The 25,967-nt window shown below is 63.9% G+C and carries 28 protein-coding genes and 1 pseudogene; 18 read left to right on the forward strand and 11 right to left on the reverse strand.

The genetic code is table 11. The features are described 5' to 3' along the window. Nucleotides 1-39: 39 nt before the first annotated feature. Both AC0L2C_RS23465 and AC0L2C_RS23470 read right to left on the reverse strand, forming a co-directional pair. On the reverse strand, nt 40-810 hold the full coding sequence (locus tag AC0L2C_RS23465; RefSeq protein WP_473524602.1) for a pseudouridine synthase: 771 nt from the start codon (nt 808-810) through the stop codon (nt 40-42). Between the two features lie 256 nt (nt 811-1,066). After that, entirely contained in the window at nt 1,067-1,282 is a 216-nt protein-coding gene (locus AC0L2C_RS23470; protein ID WP_023799088.1) for a hypothetical protein, read from the reverse strand. 287 nt (nt 1,283-1,569) lie between these two features. Here AC0L2C_RS23470 and AC0L2C_RS23475 point away from each other — a divergent pair, with 287 nt between their 5' ends. From AC0L2C_RS23475 to AC0L2C_RS23490, 4 genes and pseudogenes are all read left to right on the forward strand, one after another. Further along, the gene (locus AC0L2C_RS23475; RefSeq protein ID WP_023799087.1) at nt 1,570-1,833 is read left to right on the forward strand and encodes a metal-sensing transcriptional repressor; all 264 of its coding nucleotides are present in this window, start codon (nt 1,570-1,572) and stop codon (nt 1,831-1,833) included. Between the two features lie 8 nt (nt 1,834-1,841). Next, complete coding sequence (locus AC0L2C_RS23480; protein WP_473524577.1) at nt 1,842-2,870, forward strand: cation diffusion facilitator family transporter; 1,029 nt, start codon at nt 1,842-1,844, stop codon at nt 2,868-2,870. A 147-nt stretch (nt 2,871-3,017) separates the two neighbouring features. Beyond that, nucleotides 3,018-4,788 (forward strand): annotated as a pseudogene (locus AC0L2C_RS23485) (cation:proton antiporter domain-containing protein). Between the two features lie 228 nt (nt 4,789-5,016). Continuing rightward, nucleotides 5,017-5,373 (forward strand): VOC family protein, encoded by a 357-nt coding sequence (locus AC0L2C_RS23490; RefSeq protein ID WP_023799084.1) that lies wholly within the window; start codon nt 5,017-5,019, stop codon nt 5,371-5,373. A 25-nt stretch (nt 5,374-5,398) separates the two neighbouring features. Here AC0L2C_RS23490 and AC0L2C_RS23495 read toward each other — a convergent pair whose 3' ends face one another. Further along, nucleotides 5,399-5,764, reverse strand: a complete 366-nt coding sequence (locus AC0L2C_RS23495) for a VOC family protein (RefSeq protein WP_473524578.1) — start codon at nt 5,762-5,764, stop codon at nt 5,399-5,401. A gap of 148 nt (nt 5,765-5,912) precedes the next feature. On the opposite strand from AC0L2C_RS23495, the gene AC0L2C_RS23500 reads away from it, so the two are divergent. Both AC0L2C_RS23500 and AC0L2C_RS23505 read left to right on the forward strand, forming a co-directional pair. Then, on the forward strand, nt 5,913-6,224 hold the full coding sequence (locus AC0L2C_RS23500) for a hypothetical protein (RefSeq protein ID WP_023799082.1): 312 nt from the start codon (nt 5,913-5,915) through the stop codon (nt 6,222-6,224). A 10-nt stretch (nt 6,225-6,234) separates the two neighbouring features. Then, nucleotides 6,235-7,125: a sigma-70 family RNA polymerase sigma factor gene (locus AC0L2C_RS23505; protein WP_473524579.1), complete on the forward strand. Its 891-nt coding sequence runs from the start codon at nt 6,235-6,237 to the stop codon at nt 7,123-7,125. A 25-nt stretch (nt 7,126-7,150) separates the two neighbouring features. Here the strand turns inward: AC0L2C_RS23505 and AC0L2C_RS23510 are convergent, their stop codons facing one another. Beyond that, complete coding sequence (locus AC0L2C_RS23510; RefSeq protein WP_473524580.1) at nt 7,151-8,248, reverse strand: AraC family transcriptional regulator; 1,098 nt, start codon at nt 8,246-8,248, stop codon at nt 7,151-7,153. Between the two features lie 76 nt (nt 8,249-8,324). On the opposite strand from AC0L2C_RS23510, the gene AC0L2C_RS23515 reads away from it, so the two are divergent. Beyond that, nucleotides 8,325-9,437 carry a DUF1330 domain-containing protein gene (locus AC0L2C_RS23515; protein ID WP_473524581.1) on the forward strand — a complete coding sequence of 371 codons (1,113 nt, stop codon included), beginning with the start codon at nt 8,325-8,327 and terminating at the stop codon, nt 9,435-9,437. 56 nt (nt 9,438-9,493) lie between these two features. Here AC0L2C_RS23515 and AC0L2C_RS23520 read toward each other — a convergent pair whose 3' ends face one another. After that, a complete protein-coding gene (locus AC0L2C_RS23520) occupies nt 9,494-10,651 on the reverse strand; it encodes a sulfite oxidase (RefSeq protein ID WP_473524582.1) in 1,158 nt (385 codons plus the stop codon). 254 nt (nt 10,652-10,905) lie between these two features. Between AC0L2C_RS23520 and AC0L2C_RS23525 the strand changes: the two genes are divergently transcribed. The 3 genes from AC0L2C_RS23525 to AC0L2C_RS23535 all read left to right on the forward strand — a co-directional run bounded on the left by AC0L2C_RS23525 (nt 10,906) and on the right by AC0L2C_RS23535 (nt 14,044). After that, nucleotides 10,906-11,538, forward strand: a complete 633-nt coding sequence (locus AC0L2C_RS23525; RefSeq protein WP_128170303.1) for a DUF1326 domain-containing protein — start codon at nt 10,906-10,908, stop codon at nt 11,536-11,538. 8 nt (nt 11,539-11,546) lie between these two features. Beyond that, nucleotides 11,547-12,434, forward strand: a complete 888-nt coding sequence (locus AC0L2C_RS23530; protein WP_473524583.1) for a DUF2182 domain-containing protein — start codon at nt 11,547-11,549, stop codon at nt 12,432-12,434. A gap of 92 nt (nt 12,435-12,526) precedes the next feature. Then, nucleotides 12,527-14,044: an FAD-dependent oxidoreductase gene (locus tag AC0L2C_RS23535; protein ID WP_473524584.1), complete on the forward strand. Its 1,518-nt coding sequence runs from the start codon at nt 12,527-12,529 to the stop codon at nt 14,042-14,044. A gap of 96 nt (nt 14,045-14,140) precedes the next feature. Here AC0L2C_RS23535 and dinB read toward each other — a convergent pair whose 3' ends face one another. From dinB to AC0L2C_RS23550, 3 genes are all read right to left on the reverse strand, one after another. After that, complete coding sequence (gene dinB, locus AC0L2C_RS23540) at nt 14,141-15,382, reverse strand: DNA polymerase IV (protein WP_287230039.1); 1,242 nt, start codon at nt 15,380-15,382, stop codon at nt 14,141-14,143. Nucleotides 15,383-15,695: 313 nt separating this feature from the next. Then, complete coding sequence (locus tag AC0L2C_RS23545) at nt 15,696-16,169, reverse strand: GNAT family N-acetyltransferase (RefSeq protein ID WP_023799074.1); 474 nt, start codon at nt 16,167-16,169, stop codon at nt 15,696-15,698. A 123-nt stretch (nt 16,170-16,292) separates the two neighbouring features. Further along, complete coding sequence (locus AC0L2C_RS23550; protein ID WP_128246988.1) at nt 16,293-16,661, reverse strand: hypothetical protein; 369 nt, start codon at nt 16,659-16,661, stop codon at nt 16,293-16,295. A 193-nt stretch (nt 16,662-16,854) separates the two neighbouring features. On the opposite strand from AC0L2C_RS23550, the gene AC0L2C_RS23555 reads away from it, so the two are divergent. Beyond that, nucleotides 16,855-17,157 carry a hypothetical protein gene (locus AC0L2C_RS23555; RefSeq protein WP_473524585.1) on the forward strand — a complete coding sequence of 101 codons (303 nt, stop codon included), beginning with the start codon at nt 16,855-16,857 and terminating at the stop codon, nt 17,155-17,157. Nucleotides 17,158-17,385: 228 nt separating this feature from the next. Here AC0L2C_RS23555 and AC0L2C_RS23560 read toward each other — a convergent pair whose 3' ends face one another. Continuing rightward, complete coding sequence (locus AC0L2C_RS23560) at nt 17,386-18,081, reverse strand: XRE family transcriptional regulator (RefSeq protein WP_287240786.1); 696 nt, start codon at nt 18,079-18,081, stop codon at nt 17,386-17,388. 460 nt (nt 18,082-18,541) lie between these two features. On the opposite strand from AC0L2C_RS23560, the gene AC0L2C_RS23565 reads away from it, so the two are divergent. The 3 genes from AC0L2C_RS23565 (at nt 18,542) to AC0L2C_RS23575 (ending at nt 20,023) form a co-directional block, all read left to right on the forward strand. Continuing rightward, nucleotides 18,542-18,934 carry a hypothetical protein gene (locus AC0L2C_RS23565; protein WP_051407815.1) on the forward strand — a complete coding sequence of 131 codons (393 nt, stop codon included), beginning with the start codon at nt 18,542-18,544 and terminating at the stop codon, nt 18,932-18,934. 110 nt (nt 18,935-19,044) lie between these two features. After that, nucleotides 19,045-19,644, forward strand: a complete 600-nt coding sequence (locus tag AC0L2C_RS23570) for a DUF6456 domain-containing protein (RefSeq protein WP_128246990.1) — start codon at nt 19,045-19,047, stop codon at nt 19,642-19,644. 106 nt (nt 19,645-19,750) lie between these two features. After that, nucleotides 19,751-20,023, forward strand: a complete 273-nt coding sequence (locus AC0L2C_RS23575) for a DUF2285 domain-containing protein (RefSeq protein WP_473524586.1) — start codon at nt 19,751-19,753, stop codon at nt 20,021-20,023. 285 nt (nt 20,024-20,308) lie between these two features. Here the strand turns inward: AC0L2C_RS23575 and efp are convergent, their stop codons facing one another. Continuing rightward, nucleotides 20,309-20,875, reverse strand: coding sequence for an elongation factor P (efp, locus tag AC0L2C_RS23580; RefSeq protein WP_023799066.1), 567 nt, complete (start codon nt 20,873-20,875; stop codon nt 20,309-20,311). 129 nt (nt 20,876-21,004) lie between these two features. On the opposite strand from efp, the gene epmA reads away from it, so the two are divergent. Further along, nucleotides 21,005-22,048 carry an EF-P lysine aminoacylase EpmA gene (epmA, locus tag AC0L2C_RS23585; RefSeq protein WP_128170727.1) on the forward strand — a complete coding sequence of 348 codons (1,044 nt, stop codon included), beginning with the start codon at nt 21,005-21,007 and terminating at the stop codon, nt 22,046-22,048. A gap of 202 nt (nt 22,049-22,250) precedes the next feature. Here the strand turns inward: epmA and AC0L2C_RS23590 are convergent, their stop codons facing one another. Continuing rightward, entirely contained in the window at nt 22,251-22,847 is a 597-nt protein-coding gene (locus AC0L2C_RS23590) for a DUF922 domain-containing Zn-dependent protease (RefSeq protein WP_023799064.1), read from the reverse strand. A gap of 231 nt (nt 22,848-23,078) precedes the next feature. Between AC0L2C_RS23590 and msuE the strand changes: the two genes are divergently transcribed. Genes msuE through AC0L2C_RS23605 form a run of 3 tightly spaced genes read left to right on the forward strand, consistent with a single transcriptional unit; the run spans nt 23,079 to nt 25,924 of the window. Next, nucleotides 23,079-23,630: an FMN reductase gene (gene msuE, locus AC0L2C_RS23595; protein ID WP_128246992.1), complete on the forward strand. Its 552-nt coding sequence runs from the start codon at nt 23,079-23,081 to the stop codon at nt 23,628-23,630. Between the two features lie 54 nt (nt 23,631-23,684). Next, a complete protein-coding gene (locus tag AC0L2C_RS23600; protein WP_128246993.1) occupies nt 23,685-25,049 on the forward strand; it encodes an LLM class flavin-dependent oxidoreductase in 1,365 nt (454 codons plus the stop codon). A 26-nt stretch (nt 25,050-25,075) separates the two neighbouring features. Beyond that, the gene (locus tag AC0L2C_RS23605; RefSeq protein ID WP_128246994.1) at nt 25,076-25,924 is read left to right on the forward strand and encodes an ABC transporter permease; all 849 of its coding nucleotides are present in this window, start codon (nt 25,076-25,078) and stop codon (nt 25,922-25,924) included. Nucleotides 25,925-25,967: the final 43 nt, after the last annotated feature.

The following is a 25,967-nucleotide window of genomic DNA, read 5'->3' on the forward strand; positions in this document are numbered from 1 at the left end:
TTGCCGTTCCGCTTTGCCGGGTCGCTTCGGCGCCTTCGCTCAGCCTTGAAACAGCGCCAGTTCTTCGGCCGTGAGGTGGCGGGCCTTGCCCTTGGCGAGGTCGCCGAGCTGCAAGCGGCCGATCGCCACCCGCACCAGGCGAAGCACCTCGACCTCATGCGCGCCGAGCAGCCGGCGGATGTGGCGGTTGCGGCCCTCGTCGAGTGTGATTTCCAGCCAGGCGGTGCTGGCGCCGCTGCGCAGGATGTCGATCGACCGCACCGTCAAATCTTCGCCCTCGACCGTGGCGCCGGCGCGCAACCGCGCCAGCAGGGCCGCGTCGGGCAGGGCGCCGATCTGGACGTGATAGATCTTGGCGACGTGCGAGGCGGGGTCGAGCAGGCGCTGGGCGAAACGCGTGTCGTTGGTCATCAAGAGCAGTCCCTCGCTGGCCTTGTCGAGGCGGCCGACCGGCGACACGAAGGGCAGGTCGAGCTCTGCCAGGCAGTCGTAGACGGTGCCGCGGTCCTGCGGGTCGTCGCGGGTGGTGACCAGGCCGCGCGGCTTGTTGATCATCAGATAGACCTTGCGCTCGGCGACGACGCGGCTGCCGTCGACCTCGATGCGGTCGCGACCGGGATCGACGCGCAGCGAGCCGTTGCGCACGATTTTGCCGGCGACCCGGACGCGCCCTTCGGCGACCAGAATTTCCGCCTGCTTGCGCGAGCACAGGCCGAGCTTTGACAGCGCACGGCAAAGGCTGACGCCTGGCGGACTGGCTCCGGCGCTAGGCGAGGGGCGTGGCCAGCCGGCGTTCGGCCGTGGCGCCATAGTTTTGCGTGATCGTTCCGGCAAGTCAGGTCTTCCCCGCCACCTGAGGTGAATATTTGCTAACAGAAAGCCGCCGGGGTGGATATCTGGATTTCTCGATAGGAGTATCCGGACGTGTGAGCTGCGGCCCTCCGTTGCGACAGGTCGCCTCCGGACATCATGGCAAAGTTGGCAGGACAGAGGGGGGCGCCGTAGAGCGCCAACATTTCGAGCCTCGCACGCGCCCCGACGCTGATCGCCGGGGGCGCCACGATCGTCAGTTTGCCCTGGGCTCGTCCTCGACAACGAAAGATGCGGCAATCAGGTCGTCGGCATCGATCCGCAGGGAGCCTTCACCTGCTCCCATGACAGCGGCTACCTTCTGAAAAATTTTCATCTCGTGCTCGGTAATCCGGGCGCTCCGCATCCTGGCTTTGAGATCAGCGATGCGCAGCCCCAATGTGTGGGACGTTCCAATTTCACGGTTCGACATGACAACATGCTCCTCCCCGACCCATGCTTTTTGCCTCCCCACCGCTATTCGCCCGTCGCCTATCATGTTTGCCCAAAAATAAGGCATCGCGAATACAGCGCCCCGAACGCTGGTGCGAGGGGAAGGTTCCGGCGCAACATGGTCACGAAATAATACGGGCCGCCGCCGCCGGCGGGTTACCCGCAGGAGATGGCTAGCCGTCATTCTTCGATTTGTGACGGACTCGCCGGCAAGGTGAGCTCAAAAGAAGATTTGACTGGATCCTCCCGGGGAGGATACAAACAGGCATGTCCGAAGGCATCCATCGTTCGCATCCGGCTATCGTGAAGCGCCTGAAGCGCGCGCAGGGCCACCTTGCGGCGGTGCTGTCGATGTTCGAGGCGCATCGTCCTTGCGTTGATCTGGCGCAACAACTCCACGCCGTGGAGAGCGCCATCAGCAGCGCAAAGCGCGAACTGATCCACGATCATATCGAGCATTGCCTGGCGGACACCGCGGAAGCGGGCGGCAACTCGCTGGCGGAACTCAAGCAACTGGCGAAATATTTGTGAGCCGTCAAATGCCTGTGCTCGGCGCGCGCATCCTCGACTGGTTCGGGTTCGGGCCGCGCCATCACGCCGCGCATGGTCATGGCCATCACGATCATGTGAGCGGGTCGCATAGCCACGGGGTCATCGATGCGACCATTGCGACGACCGACCGAGGCATCTGGGCGATAAAATGGTCGTTCGTCATCCTGGCAATCACCGCGGCGATGCAGATGGTCGTGGTCGCGCTGTCGGGCAGCGTGGCGCTGCTGGCCGACACGGTCCACAACATCGGCGATGCCACCACCGCCATTCCACTGTGGATCGCCTTCCTGCTGGCCCGGCGCAAGCCGTCGCCGACCTTCACCTACGGCCTGGGCCGGGTCGAGGACCTGGCTGGGATCATCATCGTCGCGATCATCCTGCTCAGCGCCATCGTCGCCGGTTACCAGGCCATCGACCGTTTGATCAATCCACGCGTGGTGACGCATCTGGGCTGGCTGGCGGCGGCGGGCATTATCGGCTTTCTCGGCAACGAGGCCGTCGCGGTGTTCCGCATCCGCGTCGGCCGCGAAATCAACAGCGCCGCACTCATTGCCGACGGCTACCACGCTCGCACCGACGGCCTGACCAGCCTTGCCGTGGTCCTCGGAGCGTTCGGCGTCTGGCTCGGTTTTGCGCTGGCCGACCCGATCGTCGGCCTGCTCATCACGCTTGCGATCTTCGGCATCGTCTGGCAGTCGGCGCGCTCGGTGCTGACCCGCATGCTCGACGGTATAGATCCTGACGTCATCGGCGACATCCACCATGCCGCCGCGCATGTGCCGGCAGCGCGCATTGTCGAGGCCAAGGCGCGGTGGATCGGTCACAGGCTGCACGCCGACATTGCCATCGCCGTGGAAGAAAGCCTGCCCGTCTGCGAAGCGAAGACGATCATTGCAGCGCTGGAGCACCAGCTGTTCGAGCACATGCCGGCGCTTGCGGCGGCGAATATTAGATTGGCGAACGCGGTTGCCGATCATCGCCATGGACATCCCCACGGCGAGCACGACAGCCACTAACGGTCGCTCCGACCGGCGCGTTTCCGTTCGCCGCGTGAAAGGTGTTGAGACCGCCGCGTCTTAGTCCATTATCCCTGGGTCCATTATCTCTGGCTCGTGCAAGGCTTGACCCGAGCGCCAAGCGTGGCCGGAAACCGGATTGAGAAGATGCCTCAGGCGCCACTTATCGCAACCCTTGTCGCCGGCCTCGGACTCGCCTTCATCCTCGGCACGTTGGCGAACCGACTTCGCCTGTCGCCACTGGTCGGCTACCTCGTGGCTGGTGTCTTGATTGGCCCGTTCACGCCCGGCTTCGTTGCCGACCAGGCGCTGGCGCGCCAACTCGCCGAGCTCGGCGTGATCCTGCTGATGTTTGGCATAGGGCTGCATTTTTCGCTGAACGATTTGCTGTCGGCAAGAAAGATCGCGATTCCCGGCGCTATCGGTCAAATGGCTCTGGTGACCATGCTCGGGCTCCTCGTGACGCAGGCGATCGGCTGGCCGATCGGAGCCGGAGTGGTGTTTGGGCTGGCCCTGTCGGTTGCAAGCACAGTCGTGGTTCTACGGGCGCTGCAGGAAATGCGGCAGCTCGAAACCGATGGCGGACGCATCGCAGTCGGCTGGCTGGTCGTAGAGGACCTCGCCATGATCCTCGCGCTCGTGCTGTTGCCGGCCTTCGCCGGCGTGCTTGGGGGCAATGTCAACGGGCCAAACCTTAACGGCAATGACCTGTTCACATTGTTTGAGCCGCAGACCATCTGGAGCGCGCTCGGGCTGACGCTGGGCAAATTGGCGGCTTTCTTCGCGATCATGGTTGTCGTCGGGCGACGTGTCATTCCGCCGATCCTTCACTACGTCGCTCACACCGGTTCGCGAGAGCTTTTCCGTTTGGCCGTGCTGGCAATTGCCCTTGGTGTCGCTTTCGGGGCAGCCGAGCTGTTCGGCGTCTCGTTTGCTCTTGGCGCGTTTTTCGCAGGAATGATCCTTGCCGAATCCCAGTTGAGCCAAAGGGCCGCTCAGGAAACGCTGCCGCTGCGCGACGCATTCGCCGTGCTTTTCTTCGTCTCCGTCGGCATGCTGTTCAACCCGATGATCCTGGTCGAGCAGCCGCTGCTCGTCGGCGTGACATTTTTGATCATCGTCATCGGCAATGCCACGGCCGCATCGGTCATCGCATTGATGTTCGGCTATCCGTCCTACGTGGCCCTGACACTCGGCCTGAGCCTGGCACAGATCGGCGAGTTCTCCTTCATCCTGGCGGAACTGGGTGTCGAACTCGCGCTTCTTCCAGAGGCTGGACGTGACCTGGTGCTTGCCGGAGCCATCCTTTCGATCCTCGTCAACCCGCTGCTGTTTGCGGCGTTGGATCGGCTGACGCCGTGGCTGAAAGCACGAGAGCGAACCATTGCCACGCAAGAAGGCAAAGCCGAACCGCCCGAACTCACGGCTACCAGCCTGACAGACCACGCGGTGCTTGTCGGCCATGGACGGGTCGGAAGCCTCGTCGCCGGAGACGTTGCAAAAGGCAAGGCAGCCTTACCTGGTGATCGAGGAACGGCAAGTGATAGTAGAACAGCTGCGCGCCCGCGGCGTTGATGTCATTGCGGGAAATGCCGCTCAGCCGGGCCTGCTTGAGGCGGCCAACGTTGCCTCGGCCCGGTGGTTGATCAGCGCCATTCCCAATCCGTTCGAGAGCGGCAATCTCATCGAGCAAGCCCATGCCATCAATCCAAGGCTCGAGATCATCGCCCGTGCGCATTCCGATGCCGAAGTGGATTACCTGAAGAAGTTCGGCGCCGACCTGATCATCATGGGCGAGCGGGAGATCGCGCGCGGCATCTCGGATCACATTCTGAGCCGGATCGATGCCCCAGCCGCCCCGGTCGCCGACCAGAGCCAAAACGCGCGCCAGGTCGACTCAAAACCGATGGCCGGGTAATGGCGGCAGCTGCGCCAACAGCATCTCCAGCTTCTTCCGCTGATAGCGTGAGGTCTGGCAGACGTCGGTCTTTGAAGCAACGCCGGGTTCCGGCACCTGCAATCACGGCCGGCCGACCTGTATCCAACTGAAGCTTGCCGATATCGAGCGGCTGTGTCGACGGCGGAAACGTCGTTTGCAACGGCAATAGCTTGTTTGTTCGCATCACTTTCAGGGAGATAAGGAGCCATGATTTCCGGCGCACACATGATCATCTACAGCACGGATGCCGAGGCAGACCGCGCATTTTTTCGCAATGTCCTACGGTTTCCAGCAGTCGATGCTGGCGAAGGCTGGTTGATCTTCGCATTGCCGCCGGCCGAGATTGCCGTTCACCCGGCCGCCGAAGTCGACAGCCACGAAGTCTATCTCATGTGCGAAGACATCAATGCTACGATCCAAGAGCTGAAATCGCATGATGTTGAATGCACTTCGGTCACCGATGAAGGCTGGGGCCTGCTCACGCATGTCTCGCTTCCCAGTGGCGGCTCGCTTGGCCTCTACCAGCCGAGGCATGCTTTGGCGCACAAGGCCGGGGCTGCTTGAGTGCCCGCTCTCCGGTTGCACCCGCTCATTGGCTGCCGATCACCATGCGGTTGCCCTCGCTGTCGCGAAATTCCGCCACCGTGCGGCCTGGCTGCCAGGGCGCCTCCTGCGGTTCGGTGATGATCTCGACGCCGCCCGCCTTCAACGCCGCGATCGTTGCCTCGACATCGTCGTCGACCAGCACCAGCACCGGCTCCGCGCCTGGCGCGTCGTGGGCGCGCCTCACGAAATGCAGGTTCGTCACGGCGTCGGGAAATTTCAGCTCGATCCAGCGCCAGCCGCTATCGCCCATCTTCTCGTCGGCCGTCACCTTGCAGGCGAAATGCCTGGTGTAGAATGCCTTGGCGCGGTCCTGGTCGAATACCGGCAGTTCGGCAAACTGGATGTGCATGGTCGTCGCTCCTGCTCCTCGATGGCTGCTGCCTAGCCGTCCGCAGGTGGAAGTCGATCCGGGCGGCCGAAAAAATTTATAGCGTGCGAGAATCTTTTCGGGAACGCGAAACGTCTTCTGCTCAGACCAACCATTCAGGAGACGAACCATGGGCTACAAACTCATTCGCTACAGCGTGAAAGACACCGGGCTGGAAGAGAACCGCGCGCTGGTGGCAAAAGTGTTCGAGACGCTGGATGAAACGGCGCCGCAGAGCGTGCGCTATCTCGTGCTCGAACTCGACGACGGCGAGTTCGTCCATGTCGTCGGCGAGGGAAATGACACATCCGCGCTGACCGGGCTTGCGGCCTTCGAGGCGTTCACGCAAAACCATGCGGAACGGCGCTCGACGCCGGTCAAGCGGTCGCCTGCCAAAATTATCGGCAACTACCGTGTGCTTGAGGAGAGCAAGGCCGGATAGAATGGACGCCATGATCCAACCGAAATTCGATCGGCCTGCGCTGGAGTCGATGCTCTCCGGGTTCCGCCCAAAACTGCACCGCTACTGCGCCCGCATGGCCGGCTCGGTGATCGACGGCGAAGACATCGTGCAGGAGACGCTGATCAAGGCGCTGCAGGCGGTCGACGGCAGCATGACCGTCGAGCGGCCCGAGCAATGGCTGTTTCGCATCGCCCATAATGCCGCGCAGGACCATCTGCGCCGGCGCCATCGGGAAAGGTCGCGCATGACCGAGACCGACATGACCACGATCGAGGATCCTTCCGGCAGCGCCGACTCAAGGCTCGCCGCGGCGGCCGGCCTGCGCAGCTTCATGCAGCTCTCGGTGGCGCAGCGCAGCGCCGTGATCCTGGTCGACGTGCTCGGCCTTTCGCTGCATGAGACCTGCGAGGTGACCGGCGCGACGCTGGCCGCCACCAAGGCGGCGCTGCATCGCGGGCGGGCGCAGCTGCGCCTGCTGGCGTCGCAGCCTGAGCACGTCGTCGCGCCCAGGCTCGACGCCGATGACGAGCGACGGCTGCGCCGTTATGTCGATCTGTTCAACGCGCGCGACTTCGACGCGGTCAGGGCGCTGATCGCCGAGGATGTCCAACTCGAATTGGTCAGCCGGCTCCGCATGCGCGGCAAGGCTGAAGTGTCGACCTATTTCGGCAATTACGAGCGCATCAGCGACTGGGCGCTGTCGCTGGGTTTTGTCGACGGCCGGCCGGCGATCCTGATCCGCAACCCGCAGGAGCCGGACGGCGCGGTGCGCGGCTTCATGCTGGTCGAATGGCGGGAGGAGCGGGTCGTCCAGATCCGCGATTTTCGTTATGCGCCTTGGTGCCTGATCGATGCCGAGATCAGCACGATGGAGGGGTAGGGGAGGGTCGGCCTCCGGCCGCCCGCTATCCGCGCCGGCCGTCGCGCCAGCCAGCCGGCGAGACGCCCGCGAGCTTCTTGAAGCTCCGGCTGAAGGCCGCTTCGGACTCGTAGCCGACATCACGCCCGACCGCCGAGACTTTGGCCAGCCCATCAGTGAGCAGTCGTGCGGCCAGTTGTACGCGCCATCGCGTGAGATACTGCATCGGTGGGCAGCCGACGAGACGCGTGAAGCGGGCCGCGAGGACGGACCGCGAGACGCCGGTTTCGCGTGCGAGTTCTTCAATTGTCCAGCCGCGCGCCGGATTCTCGTGGACAAGCGCAACAGCCCGGCCGACGGCGGGGTCGCGCAAGCCGGCCAGCCAGCCGGTCTGCTCCGGCGGCAGTGCCTCAAGATAGCGGCGAACGACCTCAACGAACATCAACTCGCTGAGGCGCAGGCGGATGCATTCAGCGCCTGGCCGTTGAACGGACACCTCTGCCAGCGTTAGCTCGATCAGCCGGTCGAGCAGATCGCTCGGTGCGCCGGCCGCGCGCCGGATGCGTATCAGCGGAGGCAGGGCCCCGAGCAGAGGATTGAACGGCCGTGCATCGCAGCCAAGGAAACCGCAGACATATCTGGTCAGGAGGAGGCCGTCGCCACCTTCGTTGATCACGAAGGGCAGTTGTCCGGCCGCCATGGCGCGAAAGAAATCGAGCGAATCTTCCGGGCTCAAACCTGATAGCACTCCGGGCGCACTGCACATCGCGTACGAATCCTCATGCGGGATCACAAGTATGTCGCCTTCGGCAAACTCCATCGGCGGATCGTCACCGATGCTGACCGAGCCCGATCCTTGGGTGATGATGTGGTAGGAAATCACATGTTGGGCGCGCGGCAGGATAAGATGGGCAAATGAACCCGCCCGCGGCACTTCCACGCTCCAGGGCGAAGAGGCATCGACCCAGAAGAAAAGCGCGCCGGTGAGCTTTACCACGCGCAGCACATCCGAAAGCACATCCTTGTCCGGCGCGGCCGAAGGTGCGGCATCGGCAACGACCTCTTCCGGTGGCCGCCCAGGCGATCGCGCCAGAACGGACGCTGCAGCAAGCGATTGAGACGCTGGGTCATGGAGCGTGCCCATGGCCAAGTCTACTATGCGCCGAACAGTATATCCACCGCGCATCCCGTGGAGTCCATGCGATCAACGGAGGTCGGCCATGTCTACCTATTGCTTCTTCGACGTGCGTGAAATCACCGACCAGGCCAAGGTCGAGCAGTATTTGGCAGGGGTCTTTGCAACGGTTGAACAGTATGGAGGGCGCTATCTGGTGCTGGGCGGGAAATCCGACCTTGTCGAAGGAGACTGGCAGCCGGTCTATCCGGTCATCGTCGAATTTGCCGACGGCGAGCATGCCCGGCGCTGGTATTCATCGCCCGAATACGAGCCGCTGAAGGCGCTACGCGTCGCCGGAACCCGATCCAACGCAGTGTTCCTTGAAGGTGCAACGCCGGGATCGGAGCAAGCGGCGGCCCAGACCCGCCGGGGCAAGATATCGAAAACTCCGGCTGAAATCTACGACTCACTGTTCGTTCCAGCGCTGTTCCGACAATGGGGGCCTATCGTCGCCGCCGAGGCGCGAATAGGGAGGGGCGATTGCGTGATCGACATTGCCTGCGGTACGGGTGTGCTGGCGCTCGCGGCCCTCGACTGCGTTGGCGCGGAGGGCAAGGTGGTCGGGCTTGATCCCAATCCCGATATGCTTTGCGTTGCCCGCCGCAAAAGCACTCGCATCGATTGGCGAGAAGGGCGCGCTGAGCAGATCCCTTTCCCGGATGAAAGCTTCGACGCCGCGGTCAGCCAGTTCGGCCTGATGTTCTTCGACGATCGAGCAGCCGGACTGCGGGAAATGATGCGCGTGCTTGAGTCCGGCGGCCGGCTCGCCGTCGCGGTCTGCGGACCGCTCGACCAGTCGCCCGGCTATGCCGCAGTGGCGGATATGCTTGAACGGCTGTTTGGAGCCGACGTTGCGAACGCGTTCCGCGCGCCCTTTGTGCTCGGCAATGCGGAGTTACTGCGCTCGCTCTGCGCGAAGGCAGGCATAGAGCGTGCCGAGGTGAAGCGTCACCGCGGAACGGTCCGTTTTGCCTCGATCGAGTCGCTGATCTCGACTGAAAGAGCCTGCATCTGGACGTTGGGCGGGCTTTTGGACAACGAGCAGTTCAAGCGGCTCCTGGAGGAGGCCGAGCGGGCACTTATGCCTTACGTGACAGCAGCCGGCGCCGTCGCTTTCGACATGCCGGCGCTCGTCATCACGGCATCCAAGGACTGACGCTGGCAACCAGTCTGCGATCAGGCGCTGCCTGCTTCACCTTCCCGCAACGTCTATCAAACGACACGCACGCGGCGCGTCACCTGGCCATTGCTTTCCCAGTATGTGTGTTTCTTGGCAATCAAGGGATCGTCCATTGCCGGTTGAACCTGTCCCGTGGTGCTGACCGCGCGCGAGGTCACCGTGTGTTCTCCAGGCGACGGACTTGGCCAATCCAGGGACCAGATCTTCCAGGCGTGTTCGGCCTCCTCGCTGCGGTCGATGGTCGCCTGTGCCCATGGCGCTTGATCGATTTGCACTTCGACCCGATCGATCGGTGCCCCCCAGGCTGCCCCAATGATGCGGTAGTCCGAGTCCTTGCGGGTGACCTTCGCGGGCGCGGACTTTATCAGCGCTCGTCCGACTGAGTCCTCGGTCCACACGGTCTCGCCATTGCGCTCTTCCTCCCGGATGGTGACATAGTCACGGGCCATCAGAAGGCTCATGAAGCGGGTGTCGCGCACTTCGATGCGCTCCAGCCACTTGACGTTGGCGATGCCATACCAGCCCGGAGCAATCAGCCGCAGCGGAAAACCATTGGCCGCCGGCAAGGCGGCTCCGTTCATTTCATAGCAGAGCAGATTGTCTGGGTTCGTCGCTTCGGCAAGCGACATGCTGCGCGCGAAGTTCTGCTGCATCTTGACGTCGCGGATGGCGACCTCGCCGGTGTCAGTGCCGAAAAAGACGACCTCGATGCCATCTTCCAGAACGCCGGCTTCCTCGAGGATCGGGGCGAGCGGCGTCCCTGCCCAGCGGGCATTGCCGATGCCGCCGGTGAAAAACGGAAAACCGTGGTTGCCCGAGCATTCCACTGTGAAAACGACCTCCTGGCGCGGCCGCGCCTTGATGTCGGCGAGAGTCAGTTTCAAGGGCTTCTTGACCAGGCCGCCGATCTCCATCGACCATGTCTTCTCGTCGATCGTTGGTCGATTGAAATGCGAGATGCTGAAGAACTTGTCGTTTGGCGTTATCCAGCTATCCAGATCCTCCCAGACAAGCTGCTTCTGGATGCCGACCGGATCGGGATTTTCGGTCGGCTGGTCCAGCCACCGAATAACCTCCTCGCTCGCCCGTGTTGGAAAAGCGTAAGCCCGACGCGAGGTATAGAGAGAAGCAATTGCGGCAAGGGCAGCACTTCCCTGAACAAGAAGTTCTCTGCGTTGAAGATCAGGCATGTTGTTTCCTCCCAGTTGATCCGGAAACAGGCTGCACGTGCCTTAGGCCGCAGCCTGAACACGGATAGGCGCAATGAACGTTTGCCCCACCCGGAGATTATCCGGACAGGTCAAGCGATCAGCGGCGCATCTCAAACATGTGAAGCCTTGGACGAAACTCTCGCTTGGGTTTCGCCTTTTTGAGGGTGCGCCTTTGAGAGGGAAGAGTCCAGTGTATGATGATCGTCTAATATTTCGAGATCAGGGAGGACAGCATGACGTCTTGGGAAATCAAGGGGCGCGAACTCGTCAATTGCACCTGCGAATATGGCTGCAACTGTCAATTCAATGCGCTGCCCGACAAGGGCCATTGCCATGCCGTGGCCGGCATCCAGATCGATGAAGGTCATCATGGCGAGACCGTTCTCGACGGCCTGCGCATCGCCGCGATCTTCAAATGGCCCGGCGCAATCCACGAGGGCAACGGCGAAGCCATCGCTTTCGTCGACGAGAAGGCAACCGACCAGCAGCGTAACGCGCTGCTGCGCATCATGACCGGCCAGGACACCGACCCGTTCGCGACGATGTTCGCCGTCTACGCCTCGACCGTGACAAAAATGAACGAGCCGGTTTTCACCAAGATCGATCTCGACCTCAATATCGACGGCCGCAGGGGCCGCATCTTCGTCAAGGACTACATCGAAACCGTCGGCGAGCCGATCCGCAACAAGGGGACGGGCGCGGACTCGCGGGCTCAAATCGTGTTGCCGAACGGCTTCGAATATGCCGTCGCCGAGATCGGCAGCGCCTCGAGCGCAACCAGCGGGCCGGTTCAGGTGACCACTAAAGACAGTTACGGCCAGTTCGCGCGGCTGCATCTCAACAATCACGGGGTGGTGCGGGCCTGACGCGGCGCATGAACGGCGGGTCGCCACTGGAACGGCTGCTCAGGCGCGACCGCGTCATCACGATTGCGGGCGTGGTGGCGCTGTGCCTGCTGGCTTGGCTTTACATCGCCGCCGGCGCAGGGCTCGGCATGAATGCGTGGGAGATGTCGAGACTCGCGCTATTCCCCCACCTGCAAACTCCGAACATGACATCCGATATGCCCGGTATGGATATGTCTGGCATGGATATGTCCGGCATGGACATGAGCGCGATGGCGACGGAGCCGCGGGCCTGGGGGGCCGCGAACTGGGCGCTGATGATCGCCATGTGGTGGGTCATGATGGTCGCCATGATGTCGCCGAGTGCGGCGCCAACCATCCTGCTCTATGCGCGCGTGCATCGCCATGCGCTGGCACAGGGTCAGATCCAGGACAAGCTCGCGCCGACCGGCGTGTTCATGGCAGGCTACCTCCTGGTCTGGCTGGGGTTCTCCGTCGCGGCAACCGCATTGCATTGGCTGCTCGAACGCGAAGCCTTCGTTTCGGCGACGATGATGAGTTCGCAAAGCCGCTGGCTTTCAGCCATCGTCCTGATCGGCGCGGGCCTGTATCAGCTCTCGCCCTTCAAGAACGCCTGCCTGTCGCATTGCCGGGCACCGACGGCGTTCCTTGCCCGCCACTGGCGTCCGCACGCAACTGGCGCGCTGCGTCTCGGCGCACTGCACGGGGCGTTTTGTGTCGGATGCTGCTGGATGCTGATGGCGTTGTTGTTCGTGGGTGGCGTCATGAATCTGGTGTGGGTTGCCGCGCTCGCCATTCTGGTGCTGGCGGAAAAACTGTTTCCTGCCGGCCCGTGGGTTGGCCGGGCAGCCGGCATCGCCCTGATCGCCTGGGGCAGCGCAACGCTTTTGGTCTGACGACCAGGGCCGCCTCTGTCGGCATTCAAAGCGTCGAGGAACTTTGAATTCTCGAATCCGTTACCGAATATCGTGGATGGGAGGCTCCGCCGATGAATGTCAGCGATGAAAGGACTGTATCGCTCTGGGCGGCGACCGAAGTCGTGCCCGATGCGGTGCCGCTCGGGCAAAGCGAACAGGTCGATGTCGTGGTCGTCGGGTCTGGGATTGCCGGACTGTCGGTCGCCTACGAACTGGCCGTCGCCGGGCAAAAGGTGGCTGTCCTCGATCGCGGCCGGATCGGAAGCGGCATGACGGCTCGCACCACTGCGCACCTGTCATCTGTCTGCGACGACTATTTTTCGGAGCTGACCAAATTGCGCGGCGAGGACCTGGCGCGGATTTTTTACCAAAGCCAATCGGCCGCTATCGACCGTATCCAATCCATCCGGGAGACCGAGCGTATCGCTTGCGATTTCCGGCGCCTTGATGGCTTTCTCTTTCCGGCTTCCGGCAGCCAGGAATCCGATATCACGCGCGAACTGGACGCCGCTCTGAAGATCGGTGTCGAGGTCGAGAAGACCAGGGGCGTGCCATTTGCAGGCTTTTCGAATGTGCAGGCCCTTCGATACGCCAATCAGGCGACCTTCCACCCGCTCAAATATCTCCGCGGGCTGGCCGCGGCCATCCGCGCGCGCGGCGGCGTGCTTTATGCTGATACTATCGTCGAAAAGGTCGAGGAGACTGATGGCGGCGTGCGTGTAACCACGGTTTCAGGCTCTACCGTGTCTGCCAGATCGGCCGTTGTCGCCACCAACTCGCCGATCAACGATCGGGTCGCGCTTCACACCAAGCAAGCGCCCTATCGAACCTACGCGATGTCGTTCGAGATCGCGCGCGATACCATACCGGATGCGCTGTATTGGGATACTGAAGATCCTTATCACTACGTTCGGCTTCAGCCTGGCGACGGTCGGACCGACTTCCTGATCGTCGGAGGTGAAGACCACAAGACAGGACAGGCCGATGATGCCGGTGACCGTTTCGCGGCCCTGACGGCCTGGACCAAAAGGCTGGTGCCCGATGTCGGCGTGGAGACCAACCGGTGGTCGGGGCAGGTGATGGAGCCCGTCGATTATGCGGGGTTCATCGGCCGCAATCCTGGCGACAGCCGCGTCTTTGTGGCGACCGGGGATTCCGGCCAGGGCATTACCCATGGCGTCGTCGCCGGCCTGTTGATTTCGGACCTGATTCTGAAGGAGGAAAGTCCCTGGCGCGAACTCTACGAGCCGTCGCGCAAGACGGCAGGCGCGATCGGCGATTACCTGTCGGAGAATGCGACGGCGATCAAGAGCTTTGCCGAATATATCGCGCCCGGCGAGATCGATTCCGTCGACAAGCTGCGACCGGGAGAAGGGGCCATCGTCCGCGAAGGGTTCAGCAAGATCGCCGCATTTCGCGATGACGACGGCACGCTCTACAAGCGCTCGGCCGCATGCACGCATGTCGGCTGCCACGTCCACTGGAACTCGCTCGAGCGCTGCTGGGATTGCCCCTGCCACGGTTCGCATTTTGCAATCGATGGCACGGCCTTGAACGGACCGGCCGTGGCGCCGCTGGGAAGCGAGTAGGGCAGTAGGCAGTAGGCAGTGGGCAGTGGGCAGTGGTGAGGAAGCCATTCCAGGGGCCATTCCCCTACTCCCCTACTGCCTACTGCCTTCCCTTACTTACAATTCCTTTTCGGCCAGCTCGCGAAACGCATCGGGGACCGATCGCGATTGGCCGAGCGCGACCGAGGCATAGCCGACCGCCTCCCAGCCGAAGCGGTCGCGGATCTTGTCGATGGCGCGGTCCGCGGTCCAGCGCGCCGCACCCTTCCTTGTGCCGGGGCGGAGGCGGTCGTCGTCGAGGCCGAGCGGCAGTTCCAGCTGCAGGGCCGGCTGCTTCTCCAGATGCGATACGGCGATCGCCAGCAGCGAAATGGTCTTTTCGTGCGGATGATCGACAAGCACCTTGCGCACCAGCGCCTCGGCGATCTCGGCCAGCATCGCGGTTGCCGAAATCGGCTGGTCGAGCGTGATCGAACGCGTCACCGAGCGCAGATCGGCAAAGCGGACGCGGACCGTCACCGTGCGGCCGGGCCGGGATTTCGCCCGCAGCCTGGTGGCGACCCTGTCGGCCAGATGCAGCAGGGTGGGTACGAAGATTTTTGCCTCGGCCGGTTTCCTGCCGAGCGCCGATTGCGCGCCGGCCGATCGTGCCCGGCGCTGTGTCTCGAGTTTTCGCGGATCGCGGTTCCAGGCCAGCGCGTTGAGTTTTTCACCTGCCGCCGGGCCGAGCAGACGCTCCAGCGACCCACCATTGGTCTTCGCCAGTTCGCCGATGGTGCGCACACCAATGCCGGCCAGCCGCTCCCTGGTGACCGGACCGACGCCCCACATCAGCTCGACCGGCAGATCGTGAAGGAACTCCAGCTCGTGGCGCGGATCGACCACTACCAGCCCGTCGGGCTTGGCCACCTGCGAGGCGATCTTGGCCAGGTGCTTGGTGCGCGCCACGCCGACCGAGATCGGCAAGCCAAGCTCGGCCCGCACGCGGCGGCGGATGGTGGTCGCGATCTCGGCCGGCGGGCCGAACAGGTGGGTGCAGCCGGCGACGTCGGCAAAGGCCTCATCGATGGAAATCCGCTCGACCACCGGGGTAAAATCGCCGAGCACTTGAATAGCCGCATCGCCGAGCCGCTGATAATCCTTGAAATGGCCGCCGACGAAAATCAGCCCGGGGCAGAGTTCCCGCGCGCGCCGCCCCGGCATGCCGCCGCGCACGCCAAAAGCCCTGGCCTCGTAGGACGCGGCCAAGACGACGCCGCCGCCGACGGCGATCGGCTTGCCGCGCAGGGCGGGGTCGAGCAACTGTTCGACCGAGGCATAAAAGGCGTCCAGATCAGCGTGGAGGATGTTGGCTTCCATCCGGCCGTTCGCCCGCGGCGGTTCGAACGCCGCATTGTCCTGAGGGTGGGTTTTGTGGAACATAAAGAGAACAAAAAGGGCGATTGTCAAGGAGCGTGGGGTGGGTAATCGCTTCAGGTTTGCGCTGCCCCTCATCGCCCTGCCGGGCACTTCTCCCCGTATCGAGACGGGGAGAAGGGACACTTCGCAAAAGATTTCGCCATCACCAGCGTTGCAGAAAAGGGTGCCGACGCTGCGGCCAGCCCCTTCGCCCCGTCACTATACGGGAAGAAGGTGCCGGCAGGAGGATGAGGGGCGGCGCCGACTTCGGCAATCAGCCGATCGAGCGCCACAGCGCCATCTTGTAGCCGAGATGGCTGGCGGTGAAACCGAGGCCCTCGTAGAAAGCGTGCGCCTTCCGTCGGCTCTTGTCGGTCGTGAGCTGAACGAAGCTGCAGTTGCGCGAACGGCATTCTTCAACCGCCCATTCGATCATCAGCTTGCCGATGCCGCGAGACCGCCATTGCCGCGCGATGCGAACGCTTTCGATCTGCCCGCGCCAGGCGCCTTTCCTGGAAATACCTGGAATGAAGCTGAGCTGCAGGGTTCCGACCACCTGTCCGGCTTCCACGGCCACGGCCAGCAGTTGGTTGGGATCGGCATCGATTGCCCGGAAGGCATCGAAATAGGACGGCGCAAGCGGCGTCGACGGGTCCTCCCGGCTCGCGCCGAGCGCATCGTCGGCGAGCAGTGCGACAATTGCCGGCAGATCGGGCGCTTGTGCGCGACGGAACTCGAGTTCGCTCATCGAGGGGAGACATACGGCCTGGTGTCGGCGACGGCAAGTGCGGTCCAGCCATGCGCGACAGGCGCGTCGCGTTGGGCGACCGGCGCCAGGCATTCGCGGTTGATGGCCTCGCGGACCTCCAGCTTACGCCGCCTGCCGTGCCCAGAGGCGGTGGCCGTAGCGGCGGAAGAAGCGCGCCAGCAGAAGCTGCTGCCTGGCGCGGGCGAGATCGGCGCCGCGCCTTTCCTGGCGCCAGCGCGGCATATTGCGATAACAGGCAATGAAGCGGGCGGCGTCCTCGAGCGCCTCCTCAGTCGACTGCGCCGGGCGGATCGCCGCCAGGAACAAGGCCTCGCCGAGCTTCAGCCGGTCGACCAGCGCCTTGCGCTGGCCATGGCCGAGGCGCGCCCGGCCTATGCCGTCGAGGCGGATAGCCGCGAGGGCGGCGAGCATGGCCGGGCTGTCGCTGGTATAGCCGCAATCGCGGGCGAACTGGGCGGAGAGGGCGTCCATCTTCGTCTCCTTGGCTGGCGGCGGCGCGACGGAGACCCGGTCCCGTCGCCCATTCACCTGGGATATCACATGGAAGCATAACTCGAAAAATGGCACAAGTTAAACTTTTTCATGGGTTGAGCGGAACCGACTCGACTCTTCGGGAAAAACCCCTAACGTTGTGAACAAAACAGGAACTGAGGCATCAGGGACGATGGCATTGCCGGGCAAGGAAGCAACGATCGCCGAGGTCGTCTCGATCGCGGTCGAGTGTATCGATTGCGGTCGAAACAGATGGTGGAAGCCGGCGGAGCTGAGGCGATTCGGGGTGATCGCGCAGACGCCGCTGGCGGCGCTGTCGGGGCGGCTTCGCTGCTCGGCCTGTCGCGCCGATGGCCTGCCGGGCGCGGCCGTCTCGATCCAGGCGGCGTTCATCGACGAGCGGCAGCAGCGCCGCGCCGAGGCGCGGATGCTTGGCGAGCGCGAGGTTCCGCTGGAGAGATCCAGGCGGGCTTGATGGGGAGTGGCGATTCCTTCTCCCCTTGTGGGAGAAGGTGGCCTCGCGAAGCGAGGTCGGATGAGGGGTGTTGGACGGATCGCCAACGCCTGCCTTTGCTCCAGGGAAGTGAAGCGAAGGCGACGGATTGCCGATGCCTCATTCCGTCCAGCACCCCTCATCCGGCTCGGCGCTACGCGCCGATCCACCTTCTCCCACAAGGGGAGAAGGGCGCGCTCCGCCGCCGCCCTAGTACCCCAGCAGTTCCTTGAGCGGGATGACGCGCCAGACGTGTTTTATCGCGTAGCGGTTGAAGGTCAGCGACTTCGGCGGATTGTACTGCTCGACGACCAACTCGGCGGCGGTCCGCTTGACCAGCTTTTTGATGAAGGCCTTGCCGTTGCGCTCGTTTTCCTCGGGAAACATCTCGATCACCACGTGGTCGCCGGGCACAGCGTCGCGGCCGCCGCAATAGAGCATCTCGCCGGGCTCGTAGCGCGGCACCATCGAGTCGGAGAGCACGTGCAGCGCGAACACCTTGCGCAGATGGGCGATGCCGGGCGGGCGCTGGACATAGCCGGCGACCTCGCCGTTGAAGGTGAAGTCACCGTCGTCGCCGCCGACCGCGGCACCCAGAAGCTCGATGTCCATCGGGCCGGCGGGCAGGGGGGCGGCGTCGGTGACGATCTCGGCGTCGGCGACATTGTCGGCGTCGTCGAGGAAGACGACCTCGCCCTTGCCGAGCGCCACCGGGTCGACGCGCAGGAAGGCGGCGGTCTTCAAAAGGTTCTCGGTTTTCGGCAGGTTGCGGCCGGTTTCCCAATTGCCGACAGCGGCGACGTCGGTGTCGTTGTGCTCGGCAATATGGCGCATCACCAGGCCGCGCTGCTTGCGCGCCTTGCGGATCGCCGTCCCGACCTTGATCGACAATGAGGTTTTCGCCATGGCGCCATCTGAAACATAAGAATCGGTTTCGTCCATGAAAGAATGACTTGCATAATTTTTTGAGTTATGCTTATATATAGCCATGCACAAGCCACGCTCCATCTCGCTTTCCCATCCGTCCCGGCTGTCCTCCTCCCCGGCCGGGACGAAGCCCGAGGCTCGCGCCTCGGATCCGGTGGCCCTGCCGTCAGCGGCGGCGACCGGAACGGCCGGAGCCGTCCCCTCACGGCTCCGGCCCCGAATTTCGGCGCGTGCAATGCGGGCCTTTCGTGCAGCCGCACCGAGGACGGCACGGTCATCGTCTTCGACCGGCGCACGGGCAGGGCGGTTTCCCCTGGGAGAGGTAATCGGCGACGCCGCGCCGCCCCTCACCTGCCTGCCGGCCCCCTCTCCCCGTGAACGGGGAGAGGGGGCAGCTTCGGCATCGACGCAACCCTTTCGATCTCGATGGAAGAACATCATGCCCGCCTATACCGACACAAAATTGCAAAGCATCGCCCGCACGCCGGCCAGGCTGGCGCCGCCGGTCTGGCTGCCGCAGCGCCCGTTGGTGCGCGAGATCCAAGGGCCCGACGGCGAGGCCCTCAAGCTGCCGTCGCCGCGCCCCGCTGCCGCCGTCGGGCGCCAGCCGCATGTCGCGGCCATGCGCTTCATCGACTGCCTGTTCAACCGCTGCCGCGCACCGCTCGACCTGACGCTCGAGCAAAATCCCGAAAACGACGCGCCCGGCAGCCGGCCGGCACTGGCGATGCTGTGCTGCGGCTTGCGCACGCGGCCGCTGAAAAGCTACTGCGCCTATCACGCGGCGCGGTTCTGCGACCATCGCCGTACGGCTCTCGCGGACGCAGCGTGAGCGGCATCGGTCGAGAGTCTTCTCGCCAAGCACGGCGGCCCAGTTCCTCGCCCCCGCTGCGCGGAGGAGCCCAGGTTCTGCGAAGACAGCAATGAAACGAGGAGCCACAGATGAGCAAGAAGACCGCCCAAAAGGCCAAACCGCCCAAATTACCCACGGGCGAGGCCGAGCAGGTGCGCATCCGCAAGCAGGTCGGTCATGATTTCGCGCTGAAGGATGATGCCTTTGGCCGCAAGCGGCTGGCGACCGGCACGCTGGAGGCGAGGCGCGTCTATGAGGTGTCCAATAACGGCCACACCGCGACCGGCGGGATTGTGCGGGTGCGCAATGTCGACCCGCTGACCGGCATCACCTCGCTGTCGCGCCAGCAGCGCGAGGCGGGCATGCGCTACCGCGAGGATTTTCGCGTCTCGGCACAGGACGGCGTCAAGCCGATGGCGCTGATCGAGCGCGTCGACGGCGGACGCATCGGCGGCGGCGTTGCCGACCGCATCCTGTCCGCCGGCCGCGCCTATGCCGACGCCACCAGGGCGCTTGCGCATTGGGAGGTGTCGGTCGTGGTGCAAAAAGTCTGCTGCGCCGGCGAAACGGTGAAGAGCCTGGCCGAACAGACCGGCGAGCCGCGGGATGTGCTGTCGAAACTGCTCAAAATCGGGCTGGACTTGCTGGCGGTGCATTACGGCATGATGCTGATGCGGCGGCCGCGGTGAAGGGGCAAACGGGGCGTTTGGCAATGCGTTTTGGCCAGCGTCCTCCAATTGAAGGGCGCGGGTTTCCCGACGGCCTGTTACGCTGCGTCATTGCTGGTAAATCACAATGCCAAAGATGCCGCAAAACGCTCATTTCGCAGATACGGCGCCGACGTCTTCGGCGCTGACCGCGTATGACGAGCACTGCATGCTGACTTACATCCGGCTGCTCGATGCTTCGGCGGACAGCGCCGATTGGCGTGAGGTCGCCCACACCGTCCTGCACATTGACCCGGAGCAGGAGCCAGAACGGGCATTCCGCGCCTGGGCGACGCATCTGGCGCGTGCCCGCTGGATGACCGAGATTCGTGTCGATCGGCATGATCGTGGCACGGAATGACGCGGGAGATTTTTCGTGGAACTGCCATCCCGGTCTGACCGTTTAGACAGGAAAGCAACTGGGAAGCGCCCGATGAACTCTTGGCAAATCAACACCTTGGAGGCCTGCTGCCTGCTTGCCGTCCCGCTGTCGATGATCCTTACGGTTCTGGTGGCGGGTTTCATCCTTGGCTGAATCTGCACTGTTCAGTGAAGGAGACGGCACGCATGGCGGCACCGGCGTGAGTTGCGCCCTGGCATTCATCGCGCGCGACACCTTCAGCGACGACAAAAATGATCCTGCCTCTCAGTCCTTGGCGCGCTCCACATAGGCGGCATCAGCCGTCATCACCACCACGCGGGTGCCGGCGGTGATGTGCGGCGGAACCAGCGTGCGCACGCCGTTGGACAGCGTCGCCGGCTTGTAGGATGAGGACGCCGTCTGGCCCTTGGTCACCGGCTCGGTCTCGACCACCTCGAAGGTGGCGCGCTGCGGCAGCACCAGCGAGATGGCGATGCCGTTGTACTGTGAAATCTGCACCGCCATGCCTTCCTTGAGATAGGGCGCCATCTCGCCGACCACGCTTTCCGGCACCGCGACCTGGTCATAGCTTTCCGGGTTCATGAAATGATAGCCTTCGGCGTCGTGGTAGAGGAAGGTATGCTCGCGCTCCTCGACATAGGCGCGCTCGACCTGCTCGGTGGTGCGGTAGCGCTCCGAAACCTTCACCCCGTCGGAGATGCGGCGCATGTCGAGCTGGGTCACCGGCGTGCCCTTGCCCGGATGGATGTTTTCGGCAAAGAGGATCACATAGAGCTTGCCGTCCTTTTCGACGACATTGCCTTTGCGTAGGGAACTGGCGATGACCTTCACGGGCTTTATTCCTAACAGCGTTGACTGGCCTGGGAGCGCCGAATGGCGCAAATCGACTGCGGGAGCCGTTCGGTGCGGCCTAGCGCATCTTGGCGGCAATCGCCAGTCCTCGATGCAAATCCTGTCGCCATGACTGCCGCCTCGCCCTGGTGGACGCCTGATGTTCACGCCGACCGGCGGCCGCGGTTGATCCTGCGCAACGCCATCACCGCGGCCGTGCGCGACTGGTTTGCCCGCCGCGACTTCGTCGAAGTCGAGACCGCGGCGCTGCAGGTCTCGCCCGGCAACGAGGCGCATCTGTCGGCCTTCGCCACCGAGGCGCTCGGCCCAGATGGGCGGCACCAGCCGCTCTATTTGCACACCTCGCCGGAATTCGCCTGCAAGAAGCTGCTCGCCGCCGGCGAGAAACGCATCTTCAGCCTGAGTGCCGTCTATCGCAACCGCGAGCGCGGCCCATTGCACCATCCGTCCTTCACCATGCTCGAATGGTACCGGGCCGATGAGACCTACGACAGCCTGATGCAGGATTGCGCCGGGCTTGTCGCGCTGGCCGCCGAGCGCGCCGGCACGAAACGCTTCGCCTTTCGCGGCCGCGAGGCCGATCCGTTCGCCGAGCCGGAACGGTTGAGCGTCGCCGAGGCTTTTATCCGCTATGCCGGTATCGATCTGTTGGTCACGGTCGCCGCCGACGGCAGCACCGATCGCGAGGCGCTGCATGCGGCTCTGGTCCAGGCGGGCTTGCGCACCGCGCCCGACGACAATTGGGCCGATCTGTTCAGTCGGGTGCTGGTGGAAAAGATCGAGCCGGCGCTGGGGCAGGGGCGCGCCACCATTCTTTACGGCTATCCGATCTCGGAGGCCGCCCTTGCCCGGCCGAGCGCCGATGACCCGAGGACCGCCGAGCGCTTCGAGCTCTATTGCTGCGGCGTCGAGCTGGCCAATGCGTTCGGCGAGCTGACCGACGCCGACGAGCAGCGCCGGCGCTTCATCCTCGAAATGGACGAGAAGCAGCGCATCTACGGCGAACGCTATCCGATCGACGAGGATTTCCTCGCCGCACTGGCCATCATGCCGCAGGCAAGCGGCGCCGCACTCGGCTTCGACCGGCTGGTGATGCTGGCGACGGGGGCGATGCGGGTCGAGGATGTGATGTGGACGCCGGTGACGGGGTGAGGCGAGGCCTGCACTCTACGGCGCCCCCTCTGTCCTGCCGGGCATCTCCCCCTCAAGGGGGGAGATTGGCTGACCGCAACGCCGCACCTCGTCCTTCAACATCGGCGATTGAGGCCGGAGCGACGCGAAGGCGCAATCTCCCCCCTTGAGGGGGAGATGCCCGGCAGGGCAGAGGGGGGTGCCTCGCTCAGGCGTCACAATACTACCGCCCCATCAGCAAAGCGACGATCAGCCGCTGCAGATTGCCGCGCGGGGCGAATTCTACCCGGTCGAAATCGCGGCTTGCCTGCCGCTGCGCCTGGGAGAGTTCGGCAAGCCGCGTGGTCATTTCGGTCCTGATCTTTTTGCAGCCGGGATCGTCGGCGACGGACAGGCCGATGGTCGCCGTCTCGATCTTGCGGACCATGTCGACGATGATGTCGCCATGCACCTTTTCGTGGGCGGCGAGGCCAGCGGCGAAAACGTCCCAGCTCTTCTGCACGGCGGCCGGCACCGGCCCGGACGCTTTGGGCAAGGTATAGGTTATGATGAGTTTTGGGCGCGCCGACACCAGCACACAGGCATTGCCTTGCCGCTGATAGTCCCTGACCCAGGTCAGCTTGAAATTGGTATAGGCCATGGCGCGGACCCTGCTTTTGCCGATCGTCGGACCGCGCTCGCCCATCGAGGCATGGAGCTGGGGACCGGTCTGCCCTGAAACGGCGTAGGTCTCGACCTTCTCGACCGGCTTCCAGCCCGCCTGCGCCGGCGACGCCAGCAAAATGGCCAGGAGCAGGTAGGTCAGAACGGCTGTTTTCATGCGAATCCTCCGGGGCGATGCCTTTGGTGTGAGATCATCAACGCATGGCCGGAATGCGGTCAAGGCGCCGTTGCCGAACTCGCCGTTCGCATTTCGCGTCGAAAGAACCAATCAACGGCGATGTGCCGCAAACTCAATCCGCTTGGCGGGCTCGTTTTGAAATCTTCTTTCTCATTAAACTCTATAAACTTAGTAGAGTTAATGCACACAAGCGTTTTGCGAGGAGCCCAAATGTCGAAAAATCTGGTGGTGGGGCTGTCGGGCAACCTGACCCGTCCGTCGAAGACCAAGGCGTTCATCAGCCACATCGTTGCGGAGGTGGCGAGCAGCACCGGTGCAGCCTCGACCGTTTTCGACATCGAGGATCTCGGTCGGTCGTTTCCGCTGGCAAGGCGCATTGGCGATCTGGATCCATCGGCCAGGAACATCGTCGAGCGATTGCTGGGCGCCGACGTTCTGGTGGTTGGCTCGCCGACTTTCAAAGGCAGCTACACCGGGCTTTTCAAGCATTTCTTCGACCTGCTCGACCCGTCATCCCTGCGGGGAAAGCCGGTGATCCTTGCTGCAACCGGCGGCGGCGATCGTCATTCGCTGGTGGTCGAACATCAGCTGCGGCCGCTGTTCGGCTTCTTCGAGGCTTTGACCCTGCCGACCGCGATCTACGCCTCCGACAAGGACTTCGCCAACGGCGTGCTGGTGTCCGAAGCCATCCATGCTCGCGCCAGCCAAGCGGTCGCCGAAGCATGCCGTGCGGTGCCACGCAGCGTCGGTCTTGCCGCCTGAATACCGGCCCCGTGTCCTCAATTCGCTTCCCGCACAGCTCAGAAGGAGCCCGCAATGACCAGACCCAGCAAGTCGAGGCAGATCAAGCTTGGTGCTTTCCTGCCCGGTGGCGGACAGCATATCGCAGCCTGGCGCCATCCTGACGCGCCGGCCGACGGCGCGACGAATTTCGAGTTCCACAGGCAGCTCGCGCTGACCGCCGAGCGCGGCCTGTTCGACGCCTATTTCCTGGCCGACAATCTGACCGTCGGCCTCGGCGCCCGCGAAGGCGGCAATGCCAAGATCGCCGGGTTCGAGCCGGTGACGCTGTTTGCCGCATTGGCGCCGCTCACCACGCATCTGGGCTTCATCGCCACCGCCTCCACCACCTATGAGGAGCCCTATACGCTCGCCCGCAAGTTCGCCTCGCTCGACCTGCTGTCGAACGGCCGGGCCGGCTGGAATGTGGTGACCTCGGCGGGTGACGAGACCGCGCGCAATTTCAATCGCGAGACGCAGCCTGCCCACGCCGAGCGTTATGCCCGCGCGCATGAACATGTCGAGACGGTCAAGGCGCTATGGGACAGCTGGGAAGACGATGCCTTCATCCGCGACAAGAAGTCGGGGCGCTTCTACGACAAGGACAAGCTTCACGACATCGACCACAAGGGCCAGCATTTCAGCATCAAAGGTCCGCTCAATGTGCCGCGCCCGGTTCAGGGCCACCCGGTGGTGGTGCAGGCCGGGCAGTCGGAGGACGGACGCAAGCTCGCCGCCCAGTCGGCTGAGGTCATCTTCACCGCCCATCAGAACCTGGCCTCGGCGCAAGAATTCTACCGCGATATCAAGGCGCGCGTGGCGGCAGTCCGCCGCGATCCCGGGCAGGTGCTGATCATGCCGGGCGTAGCCCCCTTCGTCGGCCGCACCGAAGAGGAAGCCCGCGCCAAGTACCAGCAGCTGAACGAGCTGATCCTGCCCGAGGATGGCGTGGCCCTGCTCAATGGGCTGGCCGGCCAGACGCTCGACATCAGGGGTTACCCGCTCGACGGACCGCTGCCGCCGAGCCGGGAAACCGAAGGCATGAAGAGCCGCCAGGCGCTGATCCGCCAGATTGCCGACGAGCACAACTTCACCATCCGCCAGCTCTACCAGTGGGTGGCGACGGCCCGCGGCCACTACACCGTGATCGGCAGCGCGGCGCAGGTTGCCGATCAGCTGGAGGAATGGTTCGGCAATGACGCCGCCGACGGCTTCAACATCCTGCCGCCGTGGCTGCCCGGCGGGCTCGACGATTTCGTCGACCTGGTGATCCCCGAGCTGCAGCGTCGCGGCCTGTTCCGCACCGCCTACGAGGGCAGGACGCTGCGCGAGAATCTCGGCCTCAGGCGGCCGGAAAACCCCTGGACCGCCGCCCGCTCCAAGGTGCTGGCCGCCGAATAGATTCTCTTGAAGCAAAGGGCAAGACGATGAGTTTGCAACACATCGAGCAGCGGGTGACGATCGATGCACATGACGGCAGAACCGGCCTTGGCGCCGATTTCCCGCGCCTGGCCAACCGCACTGTCATCCGCTTCCTGTCCCGCTACGGCATCCTGATCGGCTTCCTCGCGATCTGGCAGGTGTCGAGCAGCGCGGGATGGGTCAACGCCGCGGTGCTGCCGCCGGTCGACACGATCGTCTCCGCACTGTGGAATGGTCTGGCCGGCGGCACCTTGCTTGGCGATATCGCCATCAGCCTGCAGCGCGCCGGCCTCGCCTTCGCGGCGGCGGGGGCGGTTGCCATCCCGCTTGGTCTGTTCATGGGCCAGGTGCGCGCCGTCGAAACCGCGCTTGACCCGATCCTGCAGGTTTTCCGGCAGACCTCGGCGCTTGCGCTCTATCCGGTGTTCATCCTGCTGCTCGGGTTGGGGGAGGCATCAAAGGTCTTCGTCATCTTCTGGGCGACGCTGTTTCCGCTGCTGCTCAACACCATCAGCGGCGTCAAGCAAGTCGATCCGAAACTGCTCGAGATGGCCCGGGTCTACGGCGCCACGCGGGTCACCGCGTTTCGCCGGGTCGTGCTTCCGGGGGCCGTCCCTTCGATCTTCGTCGGCTTGAGGCTGAGTGCGACCACGGCGCTCTTGTTGCTGATCGCATCCGAAATGATCGGCGCCAACAAGGGCATTGGCTTCCAGGTGATGAACGCGCAGTACAACTTCCAGATCCCGCTGATGTTTGCAGCGATCGTCATCCTTGCCGGCCTCGGCCTGATCGCCAACCAGGCGCTGGTCGGCCTGCAGCGGCGGCTCTGCCGCTGGAGCAATCCCATCGACTGACCAGCTTTCAACCATCCTCTCCAACAGGCCCGATCCTCCAACA

The sequence above is a fragment of the Mesorhizobium sp. WSM4845 genome (assembly GCF_055811455.1).